We start from the raw sequence: 25,273 nt of genomic DNA, 5'->3' as shown, positions 1-25,273 counted from the left end.
AATCGCAGTCTGCCAGAAAAGAAACCACCCAGTCCCGGGCTTGATCCTGAACCCCGCTACTTTTGGCACCTGAAGGAAGCTGGACTCCGGGTCAGGCCGAGGGCGGGGTGGACGACGGGTTGGGGGGCTTGGGCCTATAATCCGCAATCCCCCAGTGGATGCCGCCTTCCGGCACCTTTTCGCGGTTGAGCACCGCAGACAGGAACGCGCGCACGCCATACAGTGCCTTTTCGCCGCGCGGAACATAGGTGCGGGTGGCCCAAGCGTCCGGCCCGCGCTTGCGCACTTTCCGGCCGATTGCGCCGTAAATGCGCGCAGCGGACAATACCGCCCAGCGCCTGCGGAAGGGGAGTTTCGCCGCGCCCACGCGCGCTGCCGCCTCGTGCTTTTCCACCAGCGCCACCAGCCGCGCGGCCATCGCGGCCAGTTCCTTGCGGTGGTGCGGTTTGGTGTGCTGGCCGGGCTCGATATCCTGCTCGACCAGCCAGATTTCGGGCAGATAGCAGCGGCCCACCGCGTCATCTTCCACGATATCGCGGGCGATGTTCGATAGCTGAAAGGCGAGGCCGAGATCATTCGCCCGGTCGAGCGTTTCCTGATCCTTCGGGTCGACGCCCATTACCACCGCCATCATCACGCCGACCGCGCCTGCCACGTGGTAGCAATAGCGCAGCATGTCGGCCTCGGTGCGCGGGCGCCAGTCTTCGGCGTCAAGTTGGAAGCCGGCGATCACGTCTTCGGCCATCGCCGGGGTCAGGCCCACTTCGGCCGCGACCACGCCCAAAGCGTCGAACGCCGGATCGCCGGTCGGCTCGCCTGCGAACGCTAGCGCGGTCAGGCGGCGGATCAGGCCGAGCCGACCGGCCAGATCGGACTGGTCGCCCAATTCGCCGCCCATGTCCTGATTATCGGCGATGTCGTCTGCCCGGCGGCACCAGGCGTATAGCAGCCATGCCCGTTCGCGGGTCTCGCGGTCGAACAAGCGCGCAGCGGCGGAAAAGCTCTGCGAGCCCTTCTTGATCGAAAGCCGCGCATGTTCGACAAGCGCGGCGCGGGTGGCAGGATCGACCCCCATCGTGCGAGCCTACAGTTCCTCGGCCTTCATGCGGAAGATCGGCGTGTGCGGCTGGTAGGCTTCCATCTTGGCGAGCAGTTCGCCGATGGTGTCGGCCGCGATCAGGATGTTCTGATGCGCAGGCCGGACAAAGCCGACCGCCGCCATTTTCGCGTTGAAAGCGAGCAGATCGTCATAGAACCCGAAGGCATTGAGCACGCCCACCGGATCGGAGTGATAGCCCAATTGCGACCAGCTCATCGCTTCCCACAATTCGTCCATCGTGCCGACCCCGCCGGGCAGCGTCACGAAGCCGTCGCTGAGGTCGGTGAATTTCTGCTTGCGTTCGTGCATCCCGCTGACGGTGATGAGCTCGTCGCAATCGTGGTTGGCGACTTCTGCGCGGACGAGGCTTTCGGGAATGATGCCGATGACCTCGCCGCCCGCGTCTTTTGCCCCGCGCGCAACCGCGCCCATCAGGCCAAGCTTGCCCCCGCCATAGACAAGGCCAATGCCGCGCTGCGCCAATTCTGCGCCGACATCATAGGCAAGCTGGATATAACGCGGATCTTCGGGCGAGGCCGAACCGCAATAGACGGCGAGACGTTTCATATCAGTCGGTCACTTCAAATTGGATTTGCGAGCCGTCCGGAAGTTCCTTGATCTGCTGCGCGACATCGCCGGTGAACCTTATCAGTTCATCGAGCGGCATCACGCAAAGGTTCTCCGGTTCGTATCGGCCCTCGATCATGGCATGGGGCTTGATTGTAAAGACAGAACCTACGGGCGGCTCGCCAAAAAGCTTTTTTCCTTCTTCGACCAGTGCGCCGCCGCTCCACAGCTGCTTTGCTTCGTCGCTCGCGAGATGTGCTTGCGCTTCGGCCTCTGTCCCCAAGGGGATAATCGCCATGCCGTCGGGATCGAGGTAGAACAATGTTTCGTCGGCATTGGCGACAATCAGGTGACCCATCGGGCTTTGGGCGACAACCCGTGTGGCGGTCAGGCCAGTCCAGCCCCAGCCTTCATTGACCGCCTCGACGAGGCTCACACACCCACCTTGGCCAGATCCTCCAGCATCAGCCCGGCGGTCGCCTTGGCGCTCCCGACAACGCCGGGAATGCCCGCGCCGGGATGGGTGCCTGCGCCGACGAGATAGTAATTGTCGATCACATCGTCGCGGTTATGGCCGCGCAGATAGGCGCTCTGCCACAGCACCGGTTCGAGGCTGAAGGCGCTGCCCATGTGGGCGTTCAGGTCCTGCTTGAAGTCCTTGGGTGCGTAGCTGAACTTGGTGATGATCCGGCTGTGAATGTCGGGGATCAGGCGGCGGCCCAATTCATCCAGGATCATCTTTTCCAGCTTGGGGCCGACTTCGTCCCAATCCAATGGCATCTTGCCCATGTGGCTGACGGGGACGAGCGCGTAGAAGGTGCTCTTGCCTTCGGGCGCCATGCTCGGATCGGTCACAGTCGGGTGGTGGAGGTAGATCGCGAAATCTTCGGGCACCACGCCGTTCTTGTAGATGTCGTCGAGCAGGCCTTTGTAACGCTTGGCGAACAAAATCATGTGATGCGGGATGCCGGGCCAAGTGCCCTCCAGCCCGAAATGCACCACGAACAGCGACGGCGAAAAGCTCTTGCGGTTGAGGCTCTTGGCGACCTTCTTGCCGCGCTCGCTGCCCGACAGAAGGTCTTTGTAAGAGTGCATGATGTCGGCATTGCTGGCGACCGCATCGAAGCGCTGACGGAAGCCGCTCTTGGTTTCGACCTCGGTCGCCTTGGTGCCTAATGTGTGCACCTGCACCACGGGATCGCCGACGCGCATCGTGCCGCCCAATCGTTCGAAATGGCGCACCATGCCTGCGATCAGCCGGTTGGTGCCGCCGCGCGCCCACCATACGCCGCCGTCTTTCTCCAGCTTGTGGATCAGGGCGTAGATCGACGAGGTGTTCATCGGGTTGCCGCCCACCAGCAGCGAATGGAAGCTGAAGGCTTCGCGCAGCTTGGGGTGCTCGATGTAACTCGACACCATCGAATAGACGCTGCGCCACGCCTGTTCCTTGATCAGGGCCGGGGCGGCTTTGAGCATCGACTTGAAATCGAGGAACGGCTTGGTGCCAAGCTTGAGATAGCCTTCCTCGTACACCCGCGCCGAATATTCGAGGAACCGGGCATAGCCTGCCACATCCGCCGGATTCAGCTTGGCGATTTCCGCGTTGAGCTGTTCCTCGTCGTTCGAATATTCGAAGTTGGTGCCGTCGGGCCAGTTGAGGCGGTAAAACGGCATGACCTTCATCAGCTCGACATCTTCGGCGATGTCGTGGCCGGTCAGCTTCCACAATTCTTCAAGGCAGGGCGGATCGGTGATAACGGTCGGCCCGCCATCGAAGGTGAAGCCGTCACGCTCCCAGAAATAGGCGCGCCCGCCCGGCTTGTCGCGGCCTTCGATCACGGTGGTGGCGATGCCTGCCGATTGCAGCCGCACAGCCAGCGCCATGCCGCCGAAGCCCGCGCCGATCACGCAGGCGGTGCGCCCGGCATAGCGTTCGGCCATGGCGGGATTGACCCCCTTCACGCCGGTCGGGGTGCCAAGGTTCAGCTTCACATCGGCGTTCATGCCGGGGTCTCCATCTTGAGTGGCTTGGTGTCCAAGGGCTTCCCTGGGGAAAACAGCGCGCGGATGGCACGCCCGATAGATACGGGGGGCTTGCCGGTCAGGATGCGCAGCCGGTCCGGCAATGTCGAGCGCCCGGCGTAGAAGCGTTCGACCAGATTGCCGCGCAGGGCGTAGAAATGTTCGAACACCACCACGCGCTTGTCCGGCTCGGCCGCTTCGAACAGCATCCGGCTGAGCATCCGGTAGTAGCCGGTCGCGCGCCAGTGGCGTTTGGCCCGGCGGGTGCAGAAGGCGGCGAGCTCCGCGCCGGTGAGCGCAGGGCGCGCGGCGATCAGCCGCGCGATGGCGAGCGCGTTGTCGGCTGCAAACGGCAGGGTGTAGCTGGTGAGCGGGTGCGAAAAGCCGCCGCGCGCGCCGGCCCGGGCGACGCCGGGAATGGCGATTTCCGCCTGGGCAGCGGCAAAGTCCCCGCCGGAAATCACCGGCAGGATGCCCGCTTCGGAATCGATCACTTCGCCCTTCCAACCGTGGCGGTGGGCATATTCAGCGACCCGGCCTTTCAGCACCTCGGCGTCCATCTTGGGCTGGTCGGCGTAATAGGTGTCCTCTACGAACACCTCGGTCGGGGACAGCGGCAGGACATAGACGAAGCGGTAGGCCGCGCCGTTGCCGTGCGGCGCCAGCTGGTCGACGCTGGCATCCATGATGACCGGACGGATGAGGCCGTGGGGCGTCTCGCACCGGAAATGCTGGCCGAGGAACACCTGCCATCCGCCCGCAAGGTGCGGCGAGGCGCGGAACGGGCGGCAATCGATCACGCGGCTGGCAGCAACCCGGGTGCCATCGGCCAGCGTGACGCCGCCTGCATCGAGGCTGTCTGCCTTCGTGCCCAGCATCACCCGGTCAGCCGGTAATTCGGCGATCAGCTTGGCATGGAATTCGGCGCTGGCGAGCGACCGGTAGGATGTCGGCAGGGTGCGGCCAAGCCCGGGGAAGGTGATGTCATAGCCTTCGTCCCAGCCGTTGAGCGCGAAGCCGGCCATCAATTCCTTGGCCTGCGGGGCGAGATCGGTTTCGAACCAGCTCCAGCGGTGGTGTCCGCCCAGCGTGCGCCCGGCCTCGATCAGCAGGAACCGGCAATCCGGCGCATGGCGATGCAGCGCGAGCGCGATCAGCCCGCCCGCCAGCCCGCCGCCGACGATGACGATGTCCTGCGCGGCTGCGCCATCGGAAACATCAATGTGCGGTGAATCGCTCATGCCCTGCCAGCCCTAGGCCAGCCTGAACCGAACGGCAATGTCGCGCCGCCGCCTGCGGCACGAAAGCGTGTTGCAACATGCGCTTCGGGAACATAAACGCCGCGCTCTCTTTTTTGAGACAGGTTCGCATCAAGCCCGCATCACTCGACCAAGGATCGCCCCATGAAGCCCGCTGCTGCCGTATCTACGATCGCCCTGTGTGCGGCTTCGCTGCTATTGGGTGCAGTGCCCGCGCTGGCTGACGAGGCTGTCGCAACAACAGAGGTCAGGGACGAGGTCGGGGCTGTCCAGCCGGAAGAGGCACAGGAAGTCGCCGCAGTTCCGCCCGCAGGCGCGCCCGCGTTCAAATCGGTGTTCGACGGGAACTGGGCCACCGTCGGCCTGGGCGCAGGCCTGGTGCCGACCTATGCCGGATCGAACAATTTCCAGCTGTTTCCGCTGCCGTTGATCGTTGGCCGGGTCGGCGGGATCGGCTTCCGTCCGGCTGCAGCGGGGCTTTCGCTCGATTTCCTTTCGCCCCAGCCGTCGGTGGTATCGCGCGACAAGAAGCCGACTCTCTCGCTCGGCCCGACATTCCGGTTCCGCAACGACCGCGCGGTCGACAGCGGGGATGACGTGGTGGATGCTGCAGGGCAGCTCGACAACGCGCTGGAGCTGGGGATCAACGCCGGTCTGAGTTTTCCGGGCGTGCTGAACCGCTTCGATTCGCTCACCGTGTCGGCCAACGCCCGCTGGGATGTGCTGGGCGCGCATGAAGGCCGCGTGATCGAGCCGGGCGTGACCTATGCCACCCCGATCGGGCGCGGAATGCTGGTGCAGGTCGGCGCGAGCGCCGAGATCGTCGACGATAATTTTGCTGATTACTATTTCTCCGTCAGCCCCGCGCAAAGCGCGGCGAGCGGGCTGCCGGTGTTCACCGCCGACGGCGGATTGAACCGCCTCGGCACGCTGGCGATTATTTCCGTCGATCTGGACGGCAATGCGCTCAACGGCGGGCTCAATGTCTATGGTCTTGTGGGCTATTCGCGGATGATCGGCGACGGGGCGGACACCCCCTACACCGCGCTGCGCGGCGATCCGAACCAGTTCCTGCTGGGCCTAGGTCTGGGCTACACGTTCTGATCACCGGCAGCGCGCCGGACTGCCGGTGATCCTGCCCCGCAGGTCTTGCAATACGCCCCCGCCCGGCGCATCACCGGCGCGGGATTGGGATACCTGACGGGAGAGAATTGATGACGCGACGTGTGCGCCGTGTGGCGGGATTTGTGGGCGCTTTGGGTGCGGTGCTGGCCGCCCCGCTGGCAGCCGAAACCGTGGCGATCCGCGCCGGTTCCGTGCTGACCGATGCCGCAAGCGAGCCGTCCGGCCCGGCGACCATTCTCGTCACCGATGGCAAGATCGTATCGATCACGCCGGGCGCCGGACCGGTTACTGCCGACCGCGAGATCGACCTTTCGACCATGACCGTGCTGCCCGGCCTGATCGATCTGCACACCCACCTGACCGGCGATCCCGGCGGCGATTTCTGGAAGGAAGCGACCGAGCCCGACGAATGGGGCGTGGTCGTGGGCGCGAAGAATGCGCTGGTCACCGCGCGCGCGGGCTTCACCACCGTTCGCGAAGCGGGCAGCGGGCGCGACACCGCCTTCGCCCTGCGGCGCGGCACAGCCGAGGGCGTGGTGCCCGGGCCCCGCATCGTCGCAGCCGGGCCAGCTTTGTCGATCATTGGCGGCCACGCCGACATCAACAGCTTCCGGTCCCAGGTCAACGATGTGCTGACCAGCGGTTTCACCTGCACCGGCGTTGTTGAATGCGCGGCCAAGGTGCGGCTCGCCAGCCAGCGCGGCTCGGACGTCATCAAGATCACTGCCACAGGCGGCGTGCTGAGCCAGCAGAACCGCGGGCTCGAGGCGCACTTCACGCCTGAAGAAATGAAGGCGATTGCCGACACCGCGCACTCGCTCGGGCTGAAGGTCATGGCCCACGCCCACGGTGCACGCGGTATCCAGCAGGCGGCGGAAGCCGGGATCGATTCGATCGAACACGGCACCTATCTCGATGAAGCTGCGGCACGCGCGATGAAAGCCAATGGCACCGTGCTGGTGCCGACGCTGATGGCGCTCGAAGGCGTCAGCGAAGCGCTGGGCAAGGGCATCTACACCCCCGTCGTCGAAGGGAAAATCCGCGCCGTGCAGCCGCTGATGGCTTCGCTGGTCAGCCGCGCGCGCGAGTATGGCGTGACAGTGGCGTTCGGCACCGATGCGGGCGTGTTCCAGCATGGCCGCAATGCCGAGGAACTGGCGCTGATGACAGCGCAGGGCATGTCGAACCGCGAAGCGCTCGCCAGCGCCACCACCGAAGCGGCCAAGGTGCTGGGCATGGAAAACCAGATCGGACGCCTCGCGCCCGGCTATTCGGCAGACATCATCGCGGTGGATGGCAATCCGCTCGCCGACGTCACCGTACTGGAGGATGTCGGTTTCGTGATGGTGCGCGGGCGGGTGATCGAATAGGGGCGCGGGCGATCCGGCCAGTCGAGCGATGAAATCCCGCGCGCGCAAGGCAAGAATGGTCGAGCCGCAGATTGACTTGGCAGGCAGGCGGCGCATTGTCCCGGATATGAACTCAGCAGCCCTTCTTGCCGCCTTTGCTGCGGCCTTGTCGCTCGGCGTGCCAGCCCATGCTGGCACCGCCCAATGTCCTGATCCCGTTACCGCGCCCGGAGAGATCGAGCAGACCATTCACGATTTCTTCGCTGCCCTGCGCACGGAGGACAAAGACCCGTTCGAGCAGGTGACGACCGCGTCCTTCTACGCTTTCGATGTGGGCCAGCGCTTTCCCGGCGCGGCGCTTGTCGACGTGGTCGTCGAAGCGCTCGGTAATGGGGTCGAGATCAACTGGAACCTCGGCCCGATGGACACGACTGTGCGCTGCGATGTCGCGTGGTCGCAGTGGGAGAATACCGGCAGTGCGGGCACCCCGCCCGATGTGCGGCCCGTGCAGTGGCTCGAATCCGCCGTGCTGGTTCATGACGGCACGCGCTGGAAGCTCGATTTCTTCCATTCGCAGCGCGCGGACCCTCAATAGGGCGCACGCGCTGAGCGCGGCCAAAGCGCCGCGCCTGTTCCGAACCGCTGGATTTGTCTGCGGTGACGCGCTAATGATGGCCCATCCCCGGGGAGCCGCTTGGCTGAGAGGGGCGGTTAGCACCGTCCGACCCGTCGAACCTGAACCGATTAGCATCGGCGGAGGGAGTGGGCTGGTCATCGCACCAAAGGTCCGCTTGCCCTCCGCCTTGGAGAGAGAGCAGACATGGCCGACATCAACTCACCCGTCGAAATTGGCGTCACCACCGGACCGATCCGTGGCAGCCGCAAAATCCATGTCGGCGCGCGCACCGGCTCCGGCATCCGCGTCGCCATGCGCGAGATTGATCTTGAGGGCGGCGAGCCGAGCGTGCGGGTCTACGACACCTCCGGCCCCTATACCGATCCCGGTGCGCTGATCGACATCAATGCCGGGCTCGCCCCGCTGCGCCGCGACTGGATCATGGCGCGCGGCGATGTCGAGGAATATGATGGGCGCGAGATCAAGCCGGAGGATAACGGCCAACTCGGCCCCGACCGTTCGGGCGGCGTTCCGCAGTTCCCGAACACTATCAAGCGCCCCTTGCGCGCCAAAGCGGGCATGAACGTCAGCCAGATGCACTATGCCCGCCAAGGCATCATCACCCCCGAGATGGAATATGTGGCGGAACGCGAGAATCTGGGCCGCGAAATCGCTGCTGACATGGTGCGCGACGGGCAAAGCTGGGGCGCGCAAATCCCCACGATCATCACGCCGGAATTCGTGCGCGATGAAATTGCACGCGGCCGCGCGATCATCCCCAACAACATCAACCACCCCGAAAGCGAACCGATGGCGATCGGTCGCAATTTCCTCGTCAAGATCAACGCCAATATCGGCAACTCTGCCGTGGCATCGAATGTCGCCAACGAAGTGGACAAGATGGTGTGGGCGACCCGCTGGGGCGCGGACACGATCATGGACCTCTCCACCGGGCGCAACATTCACGACACCCGCGAATGGATCATCCGCAACTCCGCCGTGCCGGTCGGCACCGTGCCGATCTATCAGGCGCTCGAAAAGGTCGGCGGCGTGGCCGAGGAACTCACGTGGGAAATCTTCCGCGACACGCTGATCGAGCAGGCGGAGCAAGGCGTCGATTACTTCACCATCCACGCCGGCGTGCGCCTCGCCTATGTCCCGATGGCGGCCAAGCGGGTCACCGGGATCGTGTCACGCGGCGGCTCGATCATGGCCAAGTGGTGCCTTGCCCACCACAAGGAAAGCTTCCTCTACGAACACTTCGACGAGATCACCGAGATCATGAAGGCGTATGACATCGCCTACAGCCTCGGCGATGGCCTTCGCCCCGGCAGCATCGCGGATGCGAATGACGAAGCGCAATTCTCCGAACTCTACACCTTGGGCGAACTCACCCACCGCGCCTGGGCGCAGGATGTGCAGGTGATGATCGAAGGGCCGGGCCACGTGCCGATGCACAAGATCAAGGAGAACATGGAAAAGCAGTTGCAGGTCTGCGGCGAAGCCCCGTTCTACACCTTGGGCCCGCTCGTCACCGATATCGCGCCGGGGTACGACCACATCACCAGCGGCATCGGGGCTGCACAGATCGGGTGGTATGGCACCGCCATGCTCTGCTACGTCACGCCCAAGGAGCATCTGGGCCTGCCCGACCGCGACGATGTGAAGGTCGGCGTGATCACCTACAAGCTCGCCGCACACGCGGCGGATTTGGCGAAGGGCCACCCGGCCTCGCAGGTGCGCGACGATGCATTGAGCAAGGCCCGGTTCGAATTCCGCTGGCGCGACCAGTTCAACCTCAGCCTCGACCCCGAAACCGCCGAGCAATACCACGACCAGACGCTCCCAGCCGAAGGCGCGAAGTCGGCGCATTTCTGTTCGATGTGCGGGCCGAAGTTCTGCTCGATGCAGATCAGCCAGGAGGTGCGCGATTTCGCCGCCAAGCAGAACAGCAGCCCCGAAAGCTTCCTCGCGTCCGAAAAGCTGGGCGCCGACACCGCCGAGGCGAGCCGTCAGGCTGCGATCAAAGGCATGGCCGAGATGAGCGCGAAGTACCGCGAGACCGGCAACCAGCTCTATGTCGGCGCGGGGGATCGTGAACACGATTGAGCCGATGGGCAACAGGGCAGATGATATGAGAACACGCATTCTTGCCGGACTGGCATTGGCGGGATTGGCGATCATGCCGGTTCCGGCCAGCGCCGAAGATGAAACGCAGCCGAACGGGGCTGATGCCGCCACCGGCATCGCCTTCTATCCTTCAAGTCTGCCCTATCCCTTCTCCGATGCGGTGCAGGTGGGCGATGTGCTCTACCTGTCGGGCGATATTGGTGCCGCGGACGGCGGGCGTTCGGTGGTGCCGGGCGGGATCGAACCCGAGACCCGCCGTATCTTCCAACTGCTCGAAGCCCGTCTCGCACGCCATGGGCTCGGGTTTTCCGATGTATTCAAATGCACCATCATGCTGGCCGATATGGCCGACTGACCCGCGTTCAACACAATTTATGCCGGCTATTTCGAAGCGGGCCGCTATCCCGCGCGCTCGGCGATGGGGGTGAACGGCCTTGCCCTTGGTGCACGAGTGGAGATGGAGTGCCTGGCCCACAAGCCGCCGAAATGAACCGGCGCTGGCACCGCACCACTGCGCTTGTCCCGCTTGCGCTTGCAATGTCGGGGCTCGCCGCCTGTGTGTCCGTGCCCGAAGGCTACACCCCTGCGCCCCGCGCGGAAGCGCCGGTGTTCGATCCTTTCGCCTTCTTCGCCGGAAGCAGTCACGGGGAGGGGACGATGAAGAAAACGCTCTCCGATCCCGTCCCTTTCCGGGTCGAAAGCCGCGGGCGGATCGTGGTGGAGCGCCTGCGCGAAGCCAGCTGGGATGCGCCGCCGCGCCGTGTGCTGGTGATCGACCAGACCATTCACGAAGGCGGCAAGCCCGCACGCACCCGCCAGTGGCGGATTGAGGAAATTGCGCCCGGCCGCTATGCCGGGACGCTGTCCGACGCGATCAGCCCGGTGCGCGGGCGAGCGACAGGCAACCTGCTGGTGCTCGAATACACCATGAAAGGCAGCCTTCCGGTGCGGCAGGAACTCACCCTGTCGGCTGACGGCACGCGGGCGGATAATCTGATGACGGTGAAGCAGCTCGGCGTGACGGCGGCGGTGCTGGTCGAAAATATCGTGCGGGAATAATCCGGTTCACCAGCCCCACGGCGCGGGCGGCGGAGTGACCGGCGCAGTCAGATCGAACTCCACCCGGAACAGCCGACCCTCGCGCCGCAGCTCGTATGCATAGGTGCCTGCGTCCACCTCGACCCGCCACACATTGGTGACCGACGCCGTCAGGCCATTGGCGCGGAACATCGCGATGCTCTCAGCGTCGACCGGGAAGGCTTGCGCGCCTGCGCTGCCGGCATCCGCGGTGTCCCCGCCATACATCGTCACCGCATCGGCCGTGCCGTCCTCATGGCGGTGGTCGTGTTTCAGCCGCAGCCCCGCATCTGTGCGGGTGATCAGCCATGTGCGCGAGCGGTCCCAGCTACCGTCCGCGCTGCGCACATGGAACGGGATTGCCATGCGGTCCGCCGAACATTCGCGGAAATGCACCACCATGTCCGCGCCCACCATGTCGGCATCGGCGGCATCGGAGGAGACGAGGCGGCCAGCATAGGCCTTGCCGCAGTGGCTTGCCAGAGCCGCCATGAAGCCGGCCTGCGGATCGCTGTCCGCAGCTTGCGGGGTGACGCAGCCGGACAGCGCCAGCACCGGAGCGGCAATCATGAGGGTGCGCAGGACCGCGCGGCGAGCGAAGGATCGGTGGTTCATTCGCAAGCGGTGGCGCAGTCCGGTGCAAAAGGCAACGCGGCCCACCCGCTCAGGCCCCCGCACAGGCCCGCGCTCAGGCCGCCCGCTCGGTCCGGTTGCGGCCCGCTTGCTTGGCGGCATAGAGCGCCGTGTCGGCCCGCGCGATGAGGCTGCCCACCGGCTCGCCATCGACCCGTGCCGCGACGCCGAAGCTGGCGGTCATGCAATAGGGGCCGGCCGGCACGATCAGCGGGGTTTCCGCGATTGTCTGGCGCATCTGCTCGATCACGCCCGCAAAGCCCAGCAACAACGCCCCGCGCGCCGCGATCAGGAATTCCTCGCCGCCGAACCGGGCGACCAGCCAGCCTTCGGGCGCGAGCCGCCGCAGCATCGCGGCAAAGTGGACGAGGCTGGCATCACCGCCCTCATGGCCGAGCCGGTCGTTGATGCTCTTGAAACGGTCGATATCGGCGATCGCCAGCGCCACCGGAGCGCCCTCCGCCTCTGCCGCCCACCGCTCCAGCTCCATCAGCGCCGCACGGCGGTTGGCAAGCCCGGTCAGCGCGTCGGAATGGGCGAGGTGCCTGAGCCTGGTGCGCGATTGTTCCAGCCCCAGCGTCAGGATGGCGATCCAGCCATAGGCGATGCTCGCCACCACCAGCGGGATCAGCACGGCGAACACCATGGTCAGGCCGTATTTCGCGTCGCCCGACAAAGTGAAGGCAAGATGGGTGAACCCGGTCGAGGCGAGGATCGAGCCGCCGACCACGAACACGCCGTTGCGGATCAGGCGCCCGCGGACGCCCCGCGATGTACGGGGCCGGGGCGCCGGGGGCCTGTGCGCTGAGGGCTTGTGCGCCGGGAGGGCGGGAGGGGCGGGCGGATGCGGCATCGCGCAGCGGCGATAGCGCGAACCTCTCGCCATTCCCTTAACGCGCGCCCCGCGACGAACGCGGGCGAAGCCGCGTCAGGAGTTCTTCATGTTCTCCAGCCCCTTGATCCCGCCTGCCTTGAGGCTGGGCTGGCTGGCGTTGAGCTTGGGCCCGGTGTCCTTCTTGGGCTTGCGCGCTTCCTTGCTCTTCTTCTGTTGGCCCTTGGCCATCGGAGGTTCCTAACGGGCGAGATGCCCGGAGCGAGGCGTGGGCCTGATGGGGGGTGGTGTCAATGTGGGGGTTGGGCTCTGTCCGAGCGCAGGAGGGACGGGGAATTGTGAGCCGTCCCAGATGCCGCATCACAGATAAGCTGTTGACATTAGGGTAAAAGCGAGATTGCTGTCCGCATTCTCATCGGAGGTGTCATGAGTGATTTCAACAGGATCGAACCCGTAATTCGTCATTACGAACAAATGGCACGAAATTCACTTGGTGCTAATTTCGTCAATGTTGCAACGGCAAATTTTGCCGACATGCAGGGTAAATATTTTTCAGCTACTGATAATCCAGACTACATATCGGACATTCGAAAATTTTGCTATTTATATAAGTACACTGTTGCACATGGATACTATATTTATTCTTCGCTAAAAAGTTAAGACCAAAAATAAAGCCATCAATATTTTCTCGAAATCCAACTCGAATAGCGTGTATTGGCGGTGGGCCGGGTACCGAAATTGTTGAACTGTGTCGCTATCTGCGAGAGATGGAGGCAGAGAACGTTAAAAACCCCGTCGAGATCACAATTTTCGATAAGGAGCCAAGTTGGAAGGACGCTTGCGAGCGAGTGCTGGCTTGTGTCTCTTTAGGGCTGAATGTGACCTTGAAATTTGTGCAGTTCGACGCGACCGATAGAGCATCTTACAAAAGCATCGATTTTTCCGGTTTTCACTTGGTGATGGCAAACTTTTTTGCCTCTGAGATTCGGAAGGCTGGCATAGTCCAGGCCTCCAAAGGTTTTTGGGTGCATATGTTCCGCTCCATGGGAGCTGGAAAGATATTCCTTGTGCTCGATTTTGCTGACAATGCCGGCCAAGGATGGCAGTATATCGAAGGGATGATACCCCCGGACGCATCCGAGGTGCTCTCGCATTCGGAAGTTGGTATGTCTTGCCCTGACTCGAAAGGGTGCATTCTTGATCTTGAAGCCGAGCTGGATCATCGGCCAAAAAAGAATGCCAAAAACTTTGAAAAGGCAGTTATTACCTGAAGATGAAAGATCTTTTCTCTCTTGATCGTCAGTTTGAGGCGCTTGATGTGCCCGATGCTGATGTCTCAATTTTGCATGAGATTGAGATGCCTCTGCCCTATGATCAGATGCTCGGGAAACTATGCAAGCAAACTATCTGGCGGCAGGAAGATGTGAAGATTTATGGCAAGGTCTATCAGCAACCACGTCTCGTTGCGCTCTACGCGGACGAGGGCAAGAGGTACGACTACTCATGCCTCACAATGCATCCGCTCCCTTGGACTGACCTGCTTCGCGAAATAAAGCGGCGCATCGAAGATTGCACGGACGCCACCTTCAATGCTGTGTTTTTGAATCTCTATCGCGACCATAACGATAGCATGGGCTTCCATAGCGACGACGAGAAGGAGCTTGGAAAAAATCCCGTTATTGCCTCCCTCACCTTCGGTGCTACGCGGACGTTCATTCTCAAGCACAAGTTCAACAAGGAATTGCCACCGGTCAAAATTCCGCTGGAATCTGGCACCGTTTTGCTGATGAAGGGAGCCACTCAGCATTTCTGGAAGCATGGCATTAACAAGCAGACAAAGCCATGCGGCCCGCGCGTGAACCTCACGTTCCGTACACTGTTCTCCTAACGCCCCAACCCCACCAGCACCCGGTCGAGCGCCTGCAAGAACCGCGAGCGGTCCGCCTTGCTGAACGGCGCAGGGCCGCCGCCGACCCCGTCCATGCCTGCGCGCAGGTCGGCCATGATCGCGCGGGTGGCGATGGCGCCGCCGATGCTGGCGGGGCTGAATTCTTCGCCGTTGTGTTTCAGCACCCGCGCGCCGGCCTTCAGGCACCGTTCGGCCAGCAGGATGTCGCCGGTGATGACCACGCAGGTGTGTGCGGGCAGCGCCTCGGCGGCCTCGGCGATCCAGTCATCCGCTGCGTCGAAGCTGTCCGATACCACCACCCGCTTGATGCGCGGGGACACGGGGATGCGGAAGGCCGCGTTGCTGACCACGCGCACCTCGGCGCGGAAGCGTTCGGCAACGCGGTAGATCTCGTCCTTCACCGGGCAGGCATCGGCGTCGATCAGGATGGTGATGGGGGCGGGTGACATCGTGCCAGCCTAGAGCGTTTTGGGGCCGGGTGGAAACACCCGGCGACTCGGAAAACGCGACCAATCACGATCACCCAGCGCGGCGGGCGCGGTAAATGGCGCGAGACTCTTTCCTACACCCCCCGATCCGCGCCATCCTGCGCCGATGCACCCCAAGTCCGCACCCCGCACCGAATCGCACGCGCCCACGCCCATCGCGCAGGCGCATAGCGGGCGCAGGTTTTCGGTTCCTGGACAGTGTCTCATGTGTCTCCTACACGGAGGCGAACAGACGGTCGCGCCCCGCACAACCCGACCCGCAACCAACCTCGCAAACCACGCAAGCCAAACGGTGCCAAAGGCACCGCAAGGGCGACCGCCCGCCCGCAGGTGCTCCGGAGCGAAGCGGAGGAAACAGCACCGAGGACGTCCGGCCGGAGGGCCGGACGCAAAGCAAAAAACGCGCGGAGTACAGGCGACACCTTCGTGCTCACCACTCAAATTAGGCGTTTCACACAATCCATGCTAAATGCTCCCTCGCTGACGTCGAAATTTGCGACGGACTTCGAAATTTGCGCTCCGCCGCTTGGCCGTATGGCCCCCGGCGTTAACCAGACGACGACTTCCTTTCATCGGACGAACTGACGCACTTCCCCGCTGCATGGTGTGGCGGGTCACGAAATGTTCTTGAAAGGAACATCGCATGAGCAAGACCGGAACCGTAAAGTTCTTCAACGCCGACAAGGGCTATGGTTTCATCCAGCCCGACGATGGCTCGTCCGACAGCTTCGTGCATATCACTGCCGTTCAGGCAGCCGGCATGCACAGCCTCGAAAAGGACCAGCGTCTGAACTTCGAACTCGAGCGCGGCCGTAATGGCAAGGAAAGCGCTGTGAACCTTTCGGCAGCTGACTGACCGAATACCGGAGCGGGAGGGTGCATTGGCGCTCTCCCGCTCCACCGCTTTCCCGCCTCTCCCTCCAACCCGGCAGGATACCCACCCCATGGCCCAGACCTACGAATTCTACTGCGAACGCGCAGACGAGGCAGCCGCTCTCGCCGATGCCGCGACGCTGGACAACGTGCGCGAGCGTGAGCTGCGTTCGGAAAAGACCTGGCGCGGGCTGGCCGAACAGGCACGCAAGACTGCCGTGCAGCGGGCCAAGGCGGATAATGTGCGCGCAGAAAAGCGCGCTGCCGAAGCCGAAGCGGCTGAAGCCGAGGCCGAGCTTGAGGCCGAAGACGAATCCGAGACCGAAAGCGAAAGCATCTGACATCCGACGCGGTTTCCTCTGGAAACCGGCTACCTCGCGTCCCATATTGGTTGTGTCGATACAAAACCAAAACAAGGACAGGAGGATAGCGCATGACAATGCAATTCCAGTTCAACACCGATAGTTCGGTAATGGGAACGGAAAACGTCGCTGAGCGGATCGAACAGCAGGTCCGGCAAAAGCTGGCGCGGTTCGAGGATCGGCTCACCCGGCTTGAAGTGCATGTCACCGATGTCAACGGGCGCAAGCACGGCGCCGACGACAAGCATTGCACCATCGAAGCGCGCCCGCGTGGCGGTCGCCCGATCGGCGTGACCGGCAAGGCGCCCGATGTCGATGGCGCGGCGCGGATCGCCGCCAATACCATGGCCGAACGGCTGGAGCGCGTGTTCGGCAAGGCCGAGCGGCACCGCCACGACCCTTCACCCGACAAGACGATCTAACCGGGTTTCGGGGGGCCTAACCGCCCCCGATCCCGCATTCCCCCAGCAGCGCGTCGATCTGCTTGGCGACCCCGAAGAAACCCGCCTTGGCTAACGGCCAGGTAGCGCGGTCGAGGTCGCCGAGCAGAAAGACGACGCGGCCCTGCTCTGCCAGCGCGGCTAGACCGGGCGCGAGCGCGTCGCGGGTCCAGCCGGCGGGCAGGTAAGGCACCGCCAGAAGCGCGATCCCGGCCTGCGCCAGCAGCGGCTCGATCGGTTCGCCCGGCTGCCACACGGCGGCGGGACAACCGAACGCCGCCGCTGCCTCCGCCATTCCGCCGGTCATTGCCGCTTCGGTAAAGCGCCGGGCGGGCAAGCCCACCGCTCCGGGCGAGCGTGCCTGCGGGCGGCTTGCGCCGATCACCAGTGCAGGTGCAGCGGCCTGAACGAGCGGTGCGGCGAGCGGTGCATGATGCGCCGCCTCGTCATGCAGCAGCAGCGCGTATGGCGCGCCAAGCTCTGCGGGCGTCACCGGCGGCGGCAGATCGGGCAGGCCGCGAGGGTGGTCATGCGGCTCGGTCAACGGCTCGGCGTCCTGCGCCAACCCGTCGGCAGTCAGCGGGCCTCCCGCACGCCCGGCAGTGTAGCGGGCGATGTTGTCTGCCTGCGCGAGGTAGTGCTTGCCGCGGGTATGAAGCCCCGCAACCCAGCGCCACGACAAGGTGTTCGATGCAGCATCGCCGTCCAGCAGGTGCCGCAGGAAGAAGTCCGCGCCCAGCTGCCAGTCGAGCCGCAGGGTGAAGATCCAGATGCTCGCGAACCACATCCGCGCGTGGTTGTGGAGGTAACCGGTCTCGGCCAGCTCGCGCGCCCAGACATCGAAAGCCGCGATGCCGGTGCGCCCTTCGGTGGCTTCGGCATAGGCCTTGCGCAGGCCGGCATTGGCTTCCATCGCCGACAGCGCTGCATCGCGGCCTTCGCGGTAGCTGTCCCAGACGCCCGGACGTTGTTCGAGGTAGCCCTTGAAGTAGATGCGCCAGAACACCTCGGCGATGAACTTCTCGGCCGCCCGCGGGCCATGCTGCGCCAGCACTGCCTCCAGCACTTCGGCCTCGCCCAGGACGCCGGCGTGTAGCCACGGCGATAGCTGCGAGACATTGCTGCGCCCGCTGGCTGACGGGCCATCGTCCGCATTGCGCCGTTGGGCATAGGTGGTGCCCGCAGCGGGCAGGAATTCGGCAAGGCGTGCAAGCGCATGCTCGCGGGTGGGGCTCCAGTTCATGGGGCAAGCAACCCTGCCGCATTGGCAAAGTTCCGGGGGCAAAGTTCCGGGGCAAAGTTCCGGGCCGGAGCTTCACGTTGCGAAAGGTTCGGAACCTCCGCCGCATCCAATCATTGAGGGAATGAACGGGCAGCGCCATTTCGGTGCCAAGCCCGGTCGTCCCCGGTGCGCTGTGTCATCGGGACGAACCAAGGCCTTCGGGCGCAATCAAGGACCATTTTCATGAAGATCATGCAATTCACTCTCGTTTCGGCCGTCGCACTTGCTCTGACTGCCTGCGCCAGCGAAACCCCTGCTGATGATACCGCGGCTGACACCACTGCGATGACCGAAGACGCGACCGCAACCGGCAACATCGTCGAAGTCGCGCAGGGCGATGAAACCTTTTCGACGCTGGTCGCCGCGGTAACCGCCGCCGATCTTGGCGAAACCCTCTCGGGCGCTGGCCCGTACACGGTGTTCGCGCCGACCAATGATGCCTTTGGCAAGCTGCCCGAAGGCACCGTGGAACAGCTGACCACCGAGGATACCGAAACGCTTGCTTCGATCCTGACCTACCACGTGGTCGATGGTTCGGTTGACGCGGCCACGCTGACCGCCGCGATCGCCGAAGCAGGCGATGCCGGTTACACCATCACCACCGTCGGCGGCGGCACGCTGACCGCAACGGTTGCCGATGGCGGCGTGGTGCTGACCGATGCGGCTGGCAACACCGCCAATGTGACCGCGACCGACGTGGCGGCATCGAACGGCGTCATTCACGTGATCGATACCGTGCTGATGCCGCAATAAGCCAAACCGGCAACCAAGCACTTCACGGGGCGGATTGCGCGATGGCGCGGTCCGCCCTTTGCTTTGTCGGGCTTCGCTGCGGCGCTTTGCCATGCGATACAGGCCTATCCAGACCGATCGGCAACAGGAGTTTCGCCATGTCCGCCCGCCTTCGTTACGCGTCGCTTTCCGCCGCACTGCTGGCGGCTGCCTGCACCCCTGCCGATGATGGAATCGACCCCGATGGCAAGACCTTCGACGCTGTTGCGCCGACCGAAGTGGTCACACTCGCGGGAACCGAGCCCTTCTGGACTGCCCGCATCAAGCAAGGCGAGGCGGTGTGGATGACGCCCGATAATCCGGGCGGCACGCGGTTTGCCGTCAACCGCTTTGCCGGAAATAACGGGCTGGGCTTTACCGGCGAGTTGAACGGCGATGCCTTCACCGCCACGCTCACCCCCGGCGATTGCAGCGACGGGATGAGCAATCGCACCTTCCCGTATGTCGCCACGATTGTGGTGGGCGAGGAGACCCTGATGGGCTGCGGCTATACCACCGGCCAGCCTTTCACCGGGGACGCCGCACCCTGAACCGACAGGCTGCGGCCCAAAGCGGCGTCAGAACAGGCCGGGGATGTCGATCTGTGCGGGGCTGGGGCGGGTTGGTCGCAGCGCTTCGGTTTCGGGCAGGTCGATCATTGAAGTGCTGCGCTGCGACGCATTGGCACCGCTGCTGGCGGTATCGCCCGTTCCGCTCTGTCCGATGGCCATGCACGAACGTCCGGCCAGGAAGTCGAGCGCGACCGATATCGAGGCTTCGCGCGGGTCGCCCAGCGGACGGGAGATATCATCCGGCGCGCGGCAGGTGTTCGGGACGACGCCGGCAAGGCCGCTGAAATACTCGCCCTCGTCATTGGCGTTGACCGTTTGCAAGGTCACCGCGCGCACCCTGAGGTCGCAAGTTTCAAGGTCGAAGCCGAACTGGCCGACCGGTTTGCCGAAGGTGTTGCCGCCTATCAGCGCCATATTGTCGCCGAGGTAAGGAATCATCGCGTTGACTACCAGCTCGCTGGCCGAAGCGCTGGCATTGGTGGTGATGAAGGCGATGCGGGTGGGGGCGATGGCATTCGCCTCGCTCTGGAACAGGCGGGTTTCGTTCTCTGCGGCCTTTGAAGGGCGCAGCACGGTCCGGCTCCAGACCTGCCCGACCCGGCCCGACCCCATCAGATCGCCCATCGTATCGGCCACATTGATCAACCCGCCGCCATTGTAACGCAGATCGATGATCAGTTCGGTCACCCCCTGCGCCGCAAACTGGCCGAAGGCCTGCCGCAACTGGGTTGCCGCGTCGGCAATGATGAACGTGCGCAGATTGAGATAGCCGACCCGCTTGCCTCCATCATCCAGCACCTGCGTGCCATAGCGGTTCGATATTGGATCTAATGCGAACTCGGTTTTGGTAATGCTGCGTTCGATGGTCGCACCGTCCGGCTGGACGAAACGCAGGATGCGGGCCGTCCCAGCGGTGCTGGGGCCGAGCGCGTTGACCACCGCCTGCGGCCCGCCGCTCGCCATCAGCGTGGCGACGCTTTGCAGGTTGGCGGTTGAGGTGCCGATAGCGGTGATCTCGCTTCCCCGGTCGAGCCCGGCGGCAAAGCCGTTACCCGCTTCGAAAGCTTCGGTAACGAACACGCGGTTGTTCGAGGTGTCGTAGAACAGGCGAATACCGAACCCTGCGCTCGCGCCGGAATTGATCAGCGCGTTCTCTTCCGCGATCGAGGTGGCGAAGGTGAAGAAGCGATCACGGTTCTGCGCACGGGCGGGCGCGACGCGCGCGTCGAGATAGTCCTGCAGCGCGCTGAAGCTCGCCGGATTGGCATTGGCGAGCAGGTCGGGGAACAGGTACCATTCGTTGAGGACGCTGTCGGCGAAATCCTGCTGCGCCCGTAACGAACATGCGGATGTCGTCGGTGTCGGCGTAGGTGTCGGGGTGGGTGACGCCCCGCCCGAGATCGGCGGGGCCGATGATCCTCCTCCGCCGCAGCCAATCAGTGCACAGGCAAGAATGGTGCTGAGCGCAGCGCGAGATACTGTCATTTTGGGATGCGACTCCGGTGGGAGAGGGGGGTGGGAGCTTGTTTGGTGTGGTTCCCTTGGATGCAATGTCTTTGCATCGAGGGCAAGCCGCGCCGCATCAGTGGCCCAAAAATACCACACTTGTGCTGTTTTTGCCTGCTATTGCAGGGTTTTCCGCAGAAACCGGCGAAAACTGCGCTCGAAAGTCTCGTTTCTCGCGCTGGATGGGACTAGCACGAGGACAATGAAACGACAGAATCATGACTGAATTCCCGGCCTGGCTCACCTCGAATGTGCCTGCTGCGGCGCGCCATCCCGGTCTTGCGGTGGCTGCGCTCGGCTCGGCGCAGGCGTTGGGTCGCAGCGGATTTGCACTGACCAGCCCGGCGTTTCGCGCGGGCGATGAACTCGATCCCAGCTTCACCGCGACCGAGGAAGACGCCGTCGCCCCGCCGCTGGAATGGAGCGCGCCGCCGCCGGGATCGCACGAATTGGTGATCGTGGTCGAGGAAGCGTCGAGCGATGCGGCCGAACCTGCGTGCCACTGGCTGGTGTGGGGTCTGCCCGCACAGCGCGGAAAGCTGCTCGAGGGCGAAGTTCCCCCGCGCACCGGCAAGAACGCATTCGGCAATTCCGAATGGCTGCTGCCCGATCCGCCCGCAGGCGAACAGCGCCACTACCTGTTTCAGATTTTCGCTACCGACTTGCCGCTGGTGCTGATGCCCGGGGCAAGCCGCGCGGAACTGCTCGCATCATTGCAAGGGACCATAACGGCCTGCGCGGTACTTCCGGCCACCTTCACGGGCGGTGCGGGGGAAGATGCGGGCTTCGATGATGACGATATTTGACTAACCTGCCACAAATACAAGGGAGTAGAACATGGCTGGCACGACCAACGCACTGCAGAAGCCGGTGCAGCTTTCCGGAGACCTCGAAGCGGTGATCGGCAAAGGCCCGATGACCCGCGCACAGGTCACCTCGAAGGTCTGGGAATACATCAAGGCGAACAACCTGCAGGACAGCAAGGACAAGCGTCAGATCAATCCCGATGCCAAGCTTGGCGCCGTGATCGGCAAGGACCAGATCTCGATGTTCAAGATGACCGCTGCTGTTTCCAAGCACCTCACCTGAGCTTGATGCTCCGCTTCATGGCGGGGCTCAACACAAGCGGCGCGCGGCCTGTCATGGGTCGCGCGCCGTTTTGCGTTTCAGCCGGGCGTTTGCGCTGATCCGGTCTGGCGGGGCGCTGCCGGATCGCGGCTGACCCACACGGCCAACCAGATGATCACCGGCTGCGCGAACATGCGCGGGACGTGATAGCCAAGGCCCAGCCCGCCGTCGGCGCGCGCCATGTCGATGATGAAGTGGTTGATATTGGCAGGCCATACGCATAGCGCATAAAGCGCCAGCCCCCATCCCGCCGCACGCCGCACTTGCGGTAAGAAAGGCTGCACCAGCCCGATCGCGCCGAGTACCTCGGCCACACCCGTCAACAGCACCACCGCTTCGGGCGCGGGTACCCAAGCGGGCATAATGGTGAGGAACGGCTCGGGCCGGATCAGGTGGATTACCCCCGCCGCCCCATAAAAAAGCGCGAGCAGCCAGCGCAGCGCGGCGCGGATCACGCGCCCTGTCCTGCGCCCGGTTCCCACCCCGGCGGGGCGAGGGTGAACCCGGCGAAATCGAACCCCGGCACCACCACGCAGGACACCAGCGTATAGCCGAGCTGCGGCGCGCCCGCCGGACGGGCGGCCTGCCATTCGTCTTTGGCGACCAGCCCCTGCAACTGCTGGCCCGCGCCGAAATTCGTGCCCAGAACAACCGATCGCACCGGCCCGGCATCGCTGGCCGCAAGCCGCAGTTCAAGCGGATCGCCCGCCTGCCACAGCCACAGCTCTGCCGCATCGACCCGGTGCCAGTGCGATGCCTCGCCCGCTTGCAGCAGGAAGATGATTCCCGTGCCCGACGCGCGCCCGTCCGGCCCGGAATCGCCCCGCCACGTCTCGCGATACCACCCGCCTTCGGGGTGAGCGGTCAGATCCAATTGTTCGATCAGTCCTGCCGCGCTATCACTCATGCCGAATATCCCTGCCTGCCTCGTCTTGTCGGGTGCAGGCGCTCTACCGTCAGGAGCCTTGTCCATGCAATCTTTCGCGCCGTCCCTCACCGCTCTGGCTGCCGCGCTGATGCTGGCAGGCCCGCTTGCCGCGCAGGAAGCGCCGGTCGATCCCGCCACTGCCACCGCCAACGCCGCGCTTGAGGTCGCGCCGGTGTTCGACGGGCATAATGACGTGCCGAACCAGCTGCGCTCGCGGGTCGCCAACCAGATCGGCGGCTTCGATTTCGAGGACACCACCGACACCGGTGAAGGCCACCCCGAAGGCCGCGCCCTGCACACTGATCTTGCTCGCCTCGCCGAAGGCAAGGTCGGCGCGCAGTTCTGGTCGGTCTATGTCCCGTCCAACCCGGACGAGGCCGAGGCGGTGCAGCAGGTAATCGAGCAGATCGACGTCACCAAGCGGCTGATCGCGCGCTATCCCGAAGGCCTGCGCTTTGCCGAAACCGCCGATCAGGTCGAACGCGCGATGGCGGATGGCAAGGTCGCATCGCTGCTGGGCATGGAAGGCGGCCATTCGATCGGATCCAGCCTTGCCGTGCTGCGCCAGCTTCATGCGCTCGGCGCGGGCTACATGACGCTGACGCATAACAGCAACACGCCCTGGGCCGATGCCGCCACCGATACGCCGGTTCACGGCGGCCTCACCGATTTCGGCAAGGATGTTGTGCGCGAGATGAACCGGTTGGGGATGCTGGTCGACCTCTCCCATGTCAGCGAAGACACCATGATGGATGCGCTTGACGTGGCAAAAGCGCCGGTGATCTTCAGCCATTCGGGCGCACGCGCCGTCAACGGCCACCCGCGCAACGTGCCGGATTCCGTTCTGGCGCGCTTGCCCGAAAACGGCGGGATCGTGATGGTCGTGGCACTACCGCGCTTCATCAACGAGGAACTGCGTCAGTGGGGCGCCCGCGGCGCGGCAGAGGAAGCACGCTTGAAGGCGCTGTTCCTGGGACAGCCCGACAAGGTCGCGGCAGAGATGCAGGCGTGGGAAAAGGCCAACCCCGAACCCGCCGCGACCATCGGCGACATGGCCGATCATATCGATCATATCCGCGACATCGCGGGCGTGGAATCGATCGGTATCGGCGGTGACTTCGACGGGATGCCGTCAGGCCCGGTCGGGTTCGAGGATGTGCGCGGCTATCCTCTGCTGTTCGCCGAGCTGGCGCGGCGCGGCTATTCGCAGGCGGAGCTGGAAATGGTCGCCAGTCGCAACGCGCTGAGGGTCATGCGCGCGGCCCAAGCCTATTCCGCCAGCGTGCGGGAAATGGCCCCGATCGAGACGATCATCCCGTCGCCGCAGCCGTGAAACTGCGCAGACCCGCTCAATCCTTGAGCGGGTCGTGGCCCCAGTTCATCAGGCTATACCGCCAGCGCGTATCGGCGATGTCGCCGCTTGGCCGCTGGGCGCAATGGCGCGCGATATAGCCGTTGACCTTGCGCATGTGGGCGTAATCATCGTCGGACAGGTCGGCCTTGTGCGTGCGCTTGATTGCGACGATCCGGCGCCCTGAGGCATGGCCGGTGCTCTCCCCGCTATCATCGCTATCACCGACGGACTGCGATTCGTCCGTCTGGAGCCAGTCTTCCAGCTCCTTCGGCGCCATGTTCACTCGCTCGCCGAAGGTCTGGTAGACCTCTTCGCGCTCGTCCGCGTCCATCAGTCCTTGTCCGGTTCGATTTCGCTGCCGAGCTTCAGCACCTGATCGCCATCGTCCTGCTCGATCAGATAGGCGGGGTTGTCGGTGCTGCCGTGTCGGGTGACTTCGGAGCCTTTGAGGGTGCGGGTCACATCGCGCTCGAAGCGTTCGGCGATCTTGCCTTTGCCTTCGCCGCTACCCCACTGCCACTTGACCTTCTGGCCTTTCCCGAACCGGTCGTTCATCGGCTTACTCGCTATCGGGAATGTCGGTGAACTCGTCGCCGACCTCGGGGTTGATCCCGTCCATCGAGCGGTCGATCCCTTCGTCGTCGGCGCGTTCCTCGATCCGTTCGGTGACGGTAGCCTCGCTTTCGACCTCGCCTTCAGAAAGCGCCCCTGTCACCCAGATGATGGTGAGCGCGATGATGGCAAGCGCGGTGCTGATCAGCAGAACCCAGCGGACCACGCCTTCATTGGTGCCCGCCTTGGCGTCGTCTTGATCGATCCGGGTTCTGCGATCGGGTGTCGGCATAAATAATCTCCTGAAATCACGGCTTCAGGGATCAACGGCCGGGTTGTGGCGCTGTTTCGCGCCGGAGGGCCGGGCGGGGCATAAATGCGACGGAGCGAGCGGCCGGG

General features: G+C 64.1%; 31 protein-coding genes, 1 pseudogene and 1 riboswitch. Of the genes and pseudogenes, 16 read left to right on the top strand and 16 right to left on the bottom strand.

From position 1 onward, the window contains the following. Nucleotides 1–91: 91 nt before the first annotated feature. From Q0L48_RS14785 to crtY, 5 genes are read right to left on the bottom strand one after another with little or no spacing between them, the layout of a single operon-like run. Nucleotides 92–1,075 (bottom strand): phytoene/squalene synthase family protein, encoded by a 984-nt coding sequence (locus Q0L48_RS14785; RefSeq protein WP_296722218.1) that lies wholly within the window; start codon nucleotides 1,073–1,075, stop codon nucleotides 92–94. A 9-nt stretch (nucleotides 1,076–1,084) separates the two neighbouring features. Beyond that, a complete protein-coding gene (locus tag Q0L48_RS14780) occupies nucleotides 1,085–1,666 on the bottom strand; it encodes a TIGR00730 family Rossman fold protein (RefSeq protein WP_296722217.1) in 582 nt (193 codons plus the stop codon). A 1-nt stretch (nucleotide 1,667) separates the two neighbouring features. Beyond that, entirely contained in the window at nucleotides 1,668–2,102 is a 435-nt protein-coding gene (locus tag Q0L48_RS14775) for a hypothetical protein (protein WP_296722215.1), read from the bottom strand. Continuing rightward, a complete protein-coding gene (locus Q0L48_RS14770; RefSeq protein ID WP_296722268.1) occupies nucleotides 2,099–3,607 on the bottom strand; it encodes a phytoene desaturase in 1,509 nt (502 codons plus the stop codon). Before Q0L48_RS14770 ends, Q0L48_RS14775 begins: the two co-directional genes overlap by 4 nt. A gap of 59 nt (nucleotides 3,608–3,666) precedes the next feature. Further along, nucleotides 3,667–4,929 carry a lycopene beta-cyclase CrtY gene (gene crtY, locus Q0L48_RS14765; RefSeq protein ID WP_296722214.1) on the bottom strand — a complete coding sequence of 421 codons (1,263 nt, stop codon included), beginning with the start codon at nucleotides 4,927–4,929 and terminating at the stop codon, nucleotides 3,667–3,669. A 162-nt stretch (nucleotides 4,930–5,091) separates the two neighbouring features. On the opposite strand from crtY, the gene Q0L48_RS14760 reads away from it, so the two are divergent. The 6 genes and pseudogenes from Q0L48_RS14760 (at nucleotide 5,092) to Q0L48_RS14735 (ending at nucleotide 11,226) form a co-directional block, all read left to right on the top strand. Further along, on the top strand, nucleotides 5,092–6,051 hold the full coding sequence (locus tag Q0L48_RS14760; protein ID WP_296722212.1) for a MipA/OmpV family protein: 960 nt from the start codon (nucleotides 5,092–5,094) through the stop codon (nucleotides 6,049–6,051). Between the two features lie 110 nt (nucleotides 6,052–6,161). Beyond that, nucleotides 6,162–7,442, top strand: a complete 1,281-nt coding sequence (locus Q0L48_RS14755) for an amidohydrolase family protein (protein WP_296722211.1) — start codon at nucleotides 6,162–6,164, stop codon at nucleotides 7,440–7,442. A 106-nt stretch (nucleotides 7,443–7,548) separates the two neighbouring features. After that, nucleotides 7,549–8,016 (top strand): hypothetical protein, encoded by a 468-nt coding sequence (locus Q0L48_RS14750; protein ID WP_296722209.1) that lies wholly within the window; start codon nucleotides 7,549–7,551, stop codon nucleotides 8,014–8,016. Nucleotides 8,017–8,094: 78 nt separating this feature from the next. Beyond that, nucleotides 8,095–8,201, top strand: a riboswitch (TPP riboswitch). A gap of 40 nt (nucleotides 8,202–8,241) precedes the next feature. Then, nucleotides 8,242–10,146, top strand: a complete 1,905-nt coding sequence (gene thiC / locus Q0L48_RS14745) for a phosphomethylpyrimidine synthase ThiC (protein ID WP_296722207.1) — start codon at nucleotides 8,242–8,244, stop codon at nucleotides 10,144–10,146. Further along, nucleotides 10,115–10,657: pseudogene (locus tag Q0L48_RS14740) on the top strand (RidA family protein). Before thiC ends, Q0L48_RS14740 begins: the two are co-directional and overlap by 32 nt. Further along, nucleotides 10,630–11,226: a DUF3833 family protein gene (locus Q0L48_RS14735; RefSeq protein WP_296722206.1), complete on the top strand. Its 597-nt coding sequence runs from the start codon at nucleotides 10,630–10,632 to the stop codon at nucleotides 11,224–11,226. The pseudogene Q0L48_RS14740 and the gene Q0L48_RS14735 overlap by 28 nt, the downstream one beginning before the upstream one ends. 6 nt (nucleotides 11,227–11,232) lie before the next feature. Here the strand turns inward: Q0L48_RS14735 and Q0L48_RS14730 are convergent, their stop codons facing one another. The 3 genes from Q0L48_RS14730 to Q0L48_RS14720 form a co-directional block, all read right to left on the bottom strand. Continuing rightward, nucleotides 11,233–11,859 carry a hypothetical protein gene (locus Q0L48_RS14730; RefSeq protein ID WP_296722204.1) on the bottom strand — a complete coding sequence of 209 codons (627 nt, stop codon included), beginning with the start codon at nucleotides 11,857–11,859 and terminating at the stop codon, nucleotides 11,233–11,235. Nucleotides 11,860–11,932: 73 nt separating this feature from the next. Beyond that, the gene (locus Q0L48_RS14725; RefSeq protein WP_296722202.1) at nucleotides 11,933–12,607 is read right to left on the bottom strand and encodes a GGDEF domain-containing protein; all 675 of its coding nucleotides are present in this window, start codon (nucleotides 12,605–12,607) and stop codon (nucleotides 11,933–11,935) included. A gap of 198 nt (nucleotides 12,608–12,805) precedes the next feature. Next, nucleotides 12,806–12,940: a hypothetical protein gene (locus tag Q0L48_RS14720; protein ID WP_296722200.1), complete on the bottom strand. Its 135-nt coding sequence runs from the start codon at nucleotides 12,938–12,940 to the stop codon at nucleotides 12,806–12,808. Nucleotides 12,941–13,476: 536 nt separating this feature from the next. Here Q0L48_RS14720 and Q0L48_RS14715 point away from each other — a divergent pair. Both Q0L48_RS14715 and Q0L48_RS14710 read left to right on the top strand, forming a co-directional pair. Further along, nucleotides 13,477–13,980 (top strand): hypothetical protein, encoded by a 504-nt coding sequence (locus Q0L48_RS14715; protein ID WP_296722196.1) that lies wholly within the window; start codon nucleotides 13,477–13,479, stop codon nucleotides 13,978–13,980. 2 nt (nucleotides 13,981–13,982) lie between these two features. Continuing rightward, a complete protein-coding gene (locus tag Q0L48_RS14710; protein WP_296722195.1) occupies nucleotides 13,983–14,597 on the top strand; it encodes an alpha-ketoglutarate-dependent dioxygenase AlkB in 615 nt (204 codons plus the stop codon). Here the strand turns inward: Q0L48_RS14710 and Q0L48_RS14705 are convergent. Further along, the gene (locus Q0L48_RS14705; RefSeq protein WP_296722194.1) at nucleotides 14,594–15,067 is read right to left on the bottom strand and encodes a YaiI/YqxD family protein; all 474 of its coding nucleotides are present in this window, start codon (nucleotides 15,065–15,067) and stop codon (nucleotides 14,594–14,596) included. The two genes, Q0L48_RS14710 and Q0L48_RS14705, sit on opposite strands and share 4 nt — an antisense overlap. A 682-nt stretch (nucleotides 15,068–15,749) precedes the next feature. Here Q0L48_RS14705 and Q0L48_RS14700 point away from each other — a divergent pair. The 3 genes from Q0L48_RS14700 to Q0L48_RS14690 all read left to right on the top strand — a co-directional run bounded on the left by Q0L48_RS14700 (nucleotide 15,750) and on the right by Q0L48_RS14690 (nucleotide 16,763). After that, the gene (locus Q0L48_RS14700; RefSeq protein ID WP_296722192.1) at nucleotides 15,750–15,962 is read left to right on the top strand and encodes a cold-shock protein; all 213 of its coding nucleotides are present in this window, start codon (nucleotides 15,750–15,752) and stop codon (nucleotides 15,960–15,962) included. Nucleotides 15,963–16,050: 88 nt separating this feature from the next. Then, complete coding sequence (locus tag Q0L48_RS14695) at nucleotides 16,051–16,320, top strand: hypothetical protein (RefSeq protein ID WP_296722190.1); 270 nt, start codon at nucleotides 16,051–16,053, stop codon at nucleotides 16,318–16,320. 92 nt (nucleotides 16,321–16,412) lie between these two features. Continuing rightward, a complete protein-coding gene (locus Q0L48_RS14690) occupies nucleotides 16,413–16,763 on the top strand; it encodes an HPF/RaiA family ribosome-associated protein (protein ID WP_296722188.1) in 351 nt (116 codons plus the stop codon). Between the two features lie 16 nt (nucleotides 16,764–16,779). Here Q0L48_RS14690 and Q0L48_RS14685 read toward each other — a convergent pair whose 3' ends face one another. Continuing rightward, nucleotides 16,780–18,024: an FAD-binding domain-containing protein gene (locus tag Q0L48_RS14685; RefSeq protein WP_296722187.1), complete on the bottom strand. Its 1,245-nt coding sequence runs from the start codon at nucleotides 18,022–18,024 to the stop codon at nucleotides 16,780–16,782. 222 nt (nucleotides 18,025–18,246) lie between these two features. Between Q0L48_RS14685 and Q0L48_RS14680 the strand changes: the two genes are divergently transcribed. Continuing rightward, entirely contained in the window at nucleotides 18,247–18,816 is a 570-nt protein-coding gene (locus tag Q0L48_RS14680; protein ID WP_296722185.1) for a fasciclin domain-containing protein, read from the top strand. Between the two features lie 137 nt (nucleotides 18,817–18,953). Further along, nucleotides 18,954–19,385, top strand: a complete 432-nt coding sequence (locus Q0L48_RS14675) for a hypothetical protein (RefSeq protein ID WP_296722183.1) — start codon at nucleotides 18,954–18,956, stop codon at nucleotides 19,383–19,385. A 27-nt stretch (nucleotides 19,386–19,412) separates the two neighbouring features. Here Q0L48_RS14675 and Q0L48_RS14670 read toward each other — a convergent pair whose 3' ends face one another. Next, entirely contained in the window at nucleotides 19,413–20,891 is a 1,479-nt protein-coding gene (locus Q0L48_RS14670) for a S41 family peptidase (RefSeq protein WP_296722181.1), read from the bottom strand. Nucleotides 20,892–21,130: 239 nt separating this feature from the next. On the opposite strand from Q0L48_RS14670, the gene Q0L48_RS14665 reads away from it, so the two are divergent. After that, nucleotides 21,131–21,718 carry a YbhB/YbcL family Raf kinase inhibitor-like protein gene (locus tag Q0L48_RS14665; protein WP_296722180.1) on the top strand — a complete coding sequence of 196 codons (588 nt, stop codon included), beginning with the start codon at nucleotides 21,131–21,133 and terminating at the stop codon, nucleotides 21,716–21,718. A 31-nt stretch (nucleotides 21,719–21,749) separates the two neighbouring features. Continuing rightward, the gene (locus Q0L48_RS14660) at nucleotides 21,750–22,001 is read left to right on the top strand and encodes an SWIB/MDM2 domain-containing protein (RefSeq protein ID WP_296722178.1); all 252 of its coding nucleotides are present in this window, start codon (nucleotides 21,750–21,752) and stop codon (nucleotides 21,999–22,001) included. Nucleotides 22,002–22,078: 77 nt separating this feature from the next. Here the strand turns inward: Q0L48_RS14660 and Q0L48_RS14655 are convergent, their stop codons facing one another. Together Q0L48_RS14655 and Q0L48_RS14650 are read right to left on the bottom strand one after the other, a co-directional pair. Next, nucleotides 22,079–22,495, bottom strand: a complete 417-nt coding sequence (locus Q0L48_RS14655) for a DoxX family protein (protein WP_296722177.1) — start codon at nucleotides 22,493–22,495, stop codon at nucleotides 22,079–22,081. Then, on the bottom strand, nucleotides 22,492–22,947 hold the full coding sequence (locus Q0L48_RS14650; protein ID WP_296722175.1) for a cupin domain-containing protein: 456 nt from the start codon (nucleotides 22,945–22,947) through the stop codon (nucleotides 22,492–22,494). Before Q0L48_RS14650 ends, Q0L48_RS14655 begins: the two co-directional genes overlap by 4 nt. Before the next feature lie 64 nt (nucleotides 22,948–23,011). Here Q0L48_RS14650 and Q0L48_RS14645 point away from each other — a divergent pair, with 64 nt between their 5' ends. Then, a complete protein-coding gene (locus Q0L48_RS14645) occupies nucleotides 23,012–24,301 on the top strand; it encodes a dipeptidase (RefSeq protein ID WP_296722174.1) in 1,290 nt (429 codons plus the stop codon). Between the two features lie 16 nt (nucleotides 24,302–24,317). Here the strand turns inward: Q0L48_RS14645 and Q0L48_RS14640 are convergent, their stop codons facing one another. From Q0L48_RS14640 to Q0L48_RS14630, 3 genes are read right to left on the bottom strand one after another with little or no spacing between them, the layout of a single operon-like run. Further along, complete coding sequence (locus Q0L48_RS14640) at nucleotides 24,318–24,653, bottom strand: DUF3140 domain-containing protein (protein WP_296722172.1); 336 nt, start codon at nucleotides 24,651–24,653, stop codon at nucleotides 24,318–24,320. Next, nucleotides 24,653–24,877, bottom strand: a complete 225-nt coding sequence (locus tag Q0L48_RS14635) for a DUF2945 domain-containing protein (RefSeq protein WP_296722171.1) — start codon at nucleotides 24,875–24,877, stop codon at nucleotides 24,653–24,655. Before Q0L48_RS14635 ends, Q0L48_RS14640 begins: the two co-directional genes overlap by 1 nt. A 4-nt stretch (nucleotides 24,878–24,881) precedes the next feature. Next, on the bottom strand, nucleotides 24,882–25,166 hold the full coding sequence (locus Q0L48_RS14630) for a hypothetical protein (RefSeq protein ID WP_296722169.1): 285 nt from the start codon (nucleotides 25,164–25,166) through the stop codon (nucleotides 24,882–24,884). Nucleotides 25,167–25,273 lie beyond the last annotated feature (107 nt).

This window comes from Erythrobacter sp. (assembly GCF_024305245.1).
Lineage (GTDB): Bacteria > Pseudomonadota > Alphaproteobacteria > Sphingomonadales > Sphingomonadaceae > Erythrobacter.
Note: the sequence above shows the minus strand (reverse complement) of the source record. Positions and strands in the feature narration are given on the sequence as shown.

What these genes read in the sequence shown, in the direction of transcription:
- Q0L48_RS14660 (WP_296722178.1), top strand. Translation starts at nt 21,750, where the DNA reads ATGGCTGGCACGACCAACGCACTGCAGAAGCCGGTGCAGCTTTCCGGA.
- Q0L48_RS14760 (WP_296722212.1), top strand. Translation starts at nt 5,092, where the DNA reads ATGAAGCCCGCTGCTGCCGTATCTACGATCGCCCTGTGTGCGGCTTCG.
- Q0L48_RS14665 (WP_296722180.1), top strand. Translation starts at nt 21,131, where the DNA reads ATGACTGAATTCCCGGCCTGGCTCACCTCGAATGTGCCTGCTGCGGCG.
- Q0L48_RS14695 (WP_296722190.1), top strand. Translation starts at nt 16,051, where the DNA reads ATGGCCCAGACCTACGAATTCTACTGCGAACGCGCAGACGAGGCAGCC.
- Q0L48_RS14685 (WP_296722187.1), bottom strand. Translation starts at nt 18,024, where the DNA reads ATGAACTGGAGCCCCACCCGCGAGCATGCGCTTGCACGCCTTGCCGAA.
- Q0L48_RS14705 (WP_296722194.1), bottom strand. Translation starts at nt 15,067, where the DNA reads ATGTCACCCGCCCCCATCACCATCCTGATCGACGCCGATGCCTGCCCG.
- Q0L48_RS14715 (WP_296722196.1), top strand. Translation starts at nt 13,477, where the DNA reads ATGGAGGCAGAGAACGTTAAAAACCCCGTCGAGATCACAATTTTCGAT.
- Q0L48_RS14640 (WP_296722172.1), bottom strand. Translation starts at nt 24,653, where the DNA reads ATGGACGCGGACGAGCGCGAAGAGGTCTACCAGACCTTCGGCGAGCGA.
- Q0L48_RS14710 (WP_296722195.1), top strand. Translation starts at nt 13,983, where the DNA reads ATGAAAGATCTTTTCTCTCTTGATCGTCAGTTTGAGGCGCTTGATGTG.
- Q0L48_RS14650 (WP_296722175.1), bottom strand. Translation starts at nt 22,947, where the DNA reads ATGAGTGATAGCGCGGCAGGACTGATCGAACAATTGGATCTGACCGCT.
- Q0L48_RS14675 (WP_296722183.1), top strand. Translation starts at nt 18,954, where the DNA reads ATGTCCGCCCGCCTTCGTTACGCGTCGCTTTCCGCCGCACTGCTGGCG.
- Q0L48_RS14700 (WP_296722192.1), top strand. Translation starts at nt 15,750, where the DNA reads ATGAGCAAGACCGGAACCGTAAAGTTCTTCAACGCCGACAAGGGCTAT.
- Q0L48_RS14755 (WP_296722211.1), top strand. Translation starts at nt 6,162, where the DNA reads ATGACGCGACGTGTGCGCCGTGTGGCGGGATTTGTGGGCGCTTTGGGT.
- Q0L48_RS14635 (WP_296722171.1), bottom strand. Translation starts at nt 24,877, where the DNA reads ATGAACGACCGGTTCGGGAAAGGCCAGAAGGTCAAGTGGCAGTGGGGT.
- Q0L48_RS14770 (WP_296722268.1), bottom strand. Translation starts at nt 3,607, where the DNA reads ATGGCCGAACGCTATGCCGGGCGCACCGCCTGCGTGATCGGCGCGGGC.
- Q0L48_RS14730 (WP_296722204.1), bottom strand. Translation starts at nt 11,859, where the DNA reads ATGAACCACCGATCCTTCGCTCGCCGCGCGGTCCTGCGCACCCTCATG.
- thiC (WP_296722207.1), top strand. Translation starts at nt 8,242, where the DNA reads ATGGCCGACATCAACTCACCCGTCGAAATTGGCGTCACCACCGGACCG.
- Q0L48_RS14785 (WP_296722218.1), bottom strand. Translation starts at nt 1,075, where the DNA reads ATGGGGGTCGATCCTGCCACCCGCGCCGCGCTTGTCGAACATGCGCGG.
- Q0L48_RS14670 (WP_296722181.1), bottom strand. Translation starts at nt 20,891, where the DNA reads ATGACAGTATCTCGCGCTGCGCTCAGCACCATTCTTGCCTGTGCACTG.
- Q0L48_RS14630 (WP_296722169.1), bottom strand. Translation starts at nt 25,166, where the DNA reads ATGCCGACACCCGATCGCAGAACCCGGATCGATCAAGACGACGCCAAG.
- Q0L48_RS14680 (WP_296722185.1), top strand. Translation starts at nt 18,247, where the DNA reads ATGAAGATCATGCAATTCACTCTCGTTTCGGCCGTCGCACTTGCTCTG.
- Q0L48_RS14720 (WP_296722200.1), bottom strand. Translation starts at nt 12,940, where the DNA reads ATGGCCAAGGGCCAACAGAAGAAGAGCAAGGAAGCGCGCAAGCCCAAG.
- crtY (WP_296722214.1), bottom strand. Translation starts at nt 4,929, where the DNA reads ATGAGCGATTCACCGCACATTGATGTTTCCGATGGCGCAGCCGCGCAG.
- Q0L48_RS14750 (WP_296722209.1), top strand. Translation starts at nt 7,549, where the DNA reads ATGAACTCAGCAGCCCTTCTTGCCGCCTTTGCTGCGGCCTTGTCGCTC.
- Q0L48_RS14645 (WP_296722174.1), top strand. Translation starts at nt 23,012, where the DNA reads ATGCAATCTTTCGCGCCGTCCCTCACCGCTCTGGCTGCCGCGCTGATG.
- Q0L48_RS14690 (WP_296722188.1), top strand. Translation starts at nt 16,413, where the DNA reads ATGACAATGCAATTCCAGTTCAACACCGATAGTTCGGTAATGGGAACG.
- Q0L48_RS14780 (WP_296722217.1), bottom strand. Translation starts at nt 1,666, where the DNA reads ATGAAACGTCTCGCCGTCTATTGCGGTTCGGCCTCGCCCGAAGATCCG.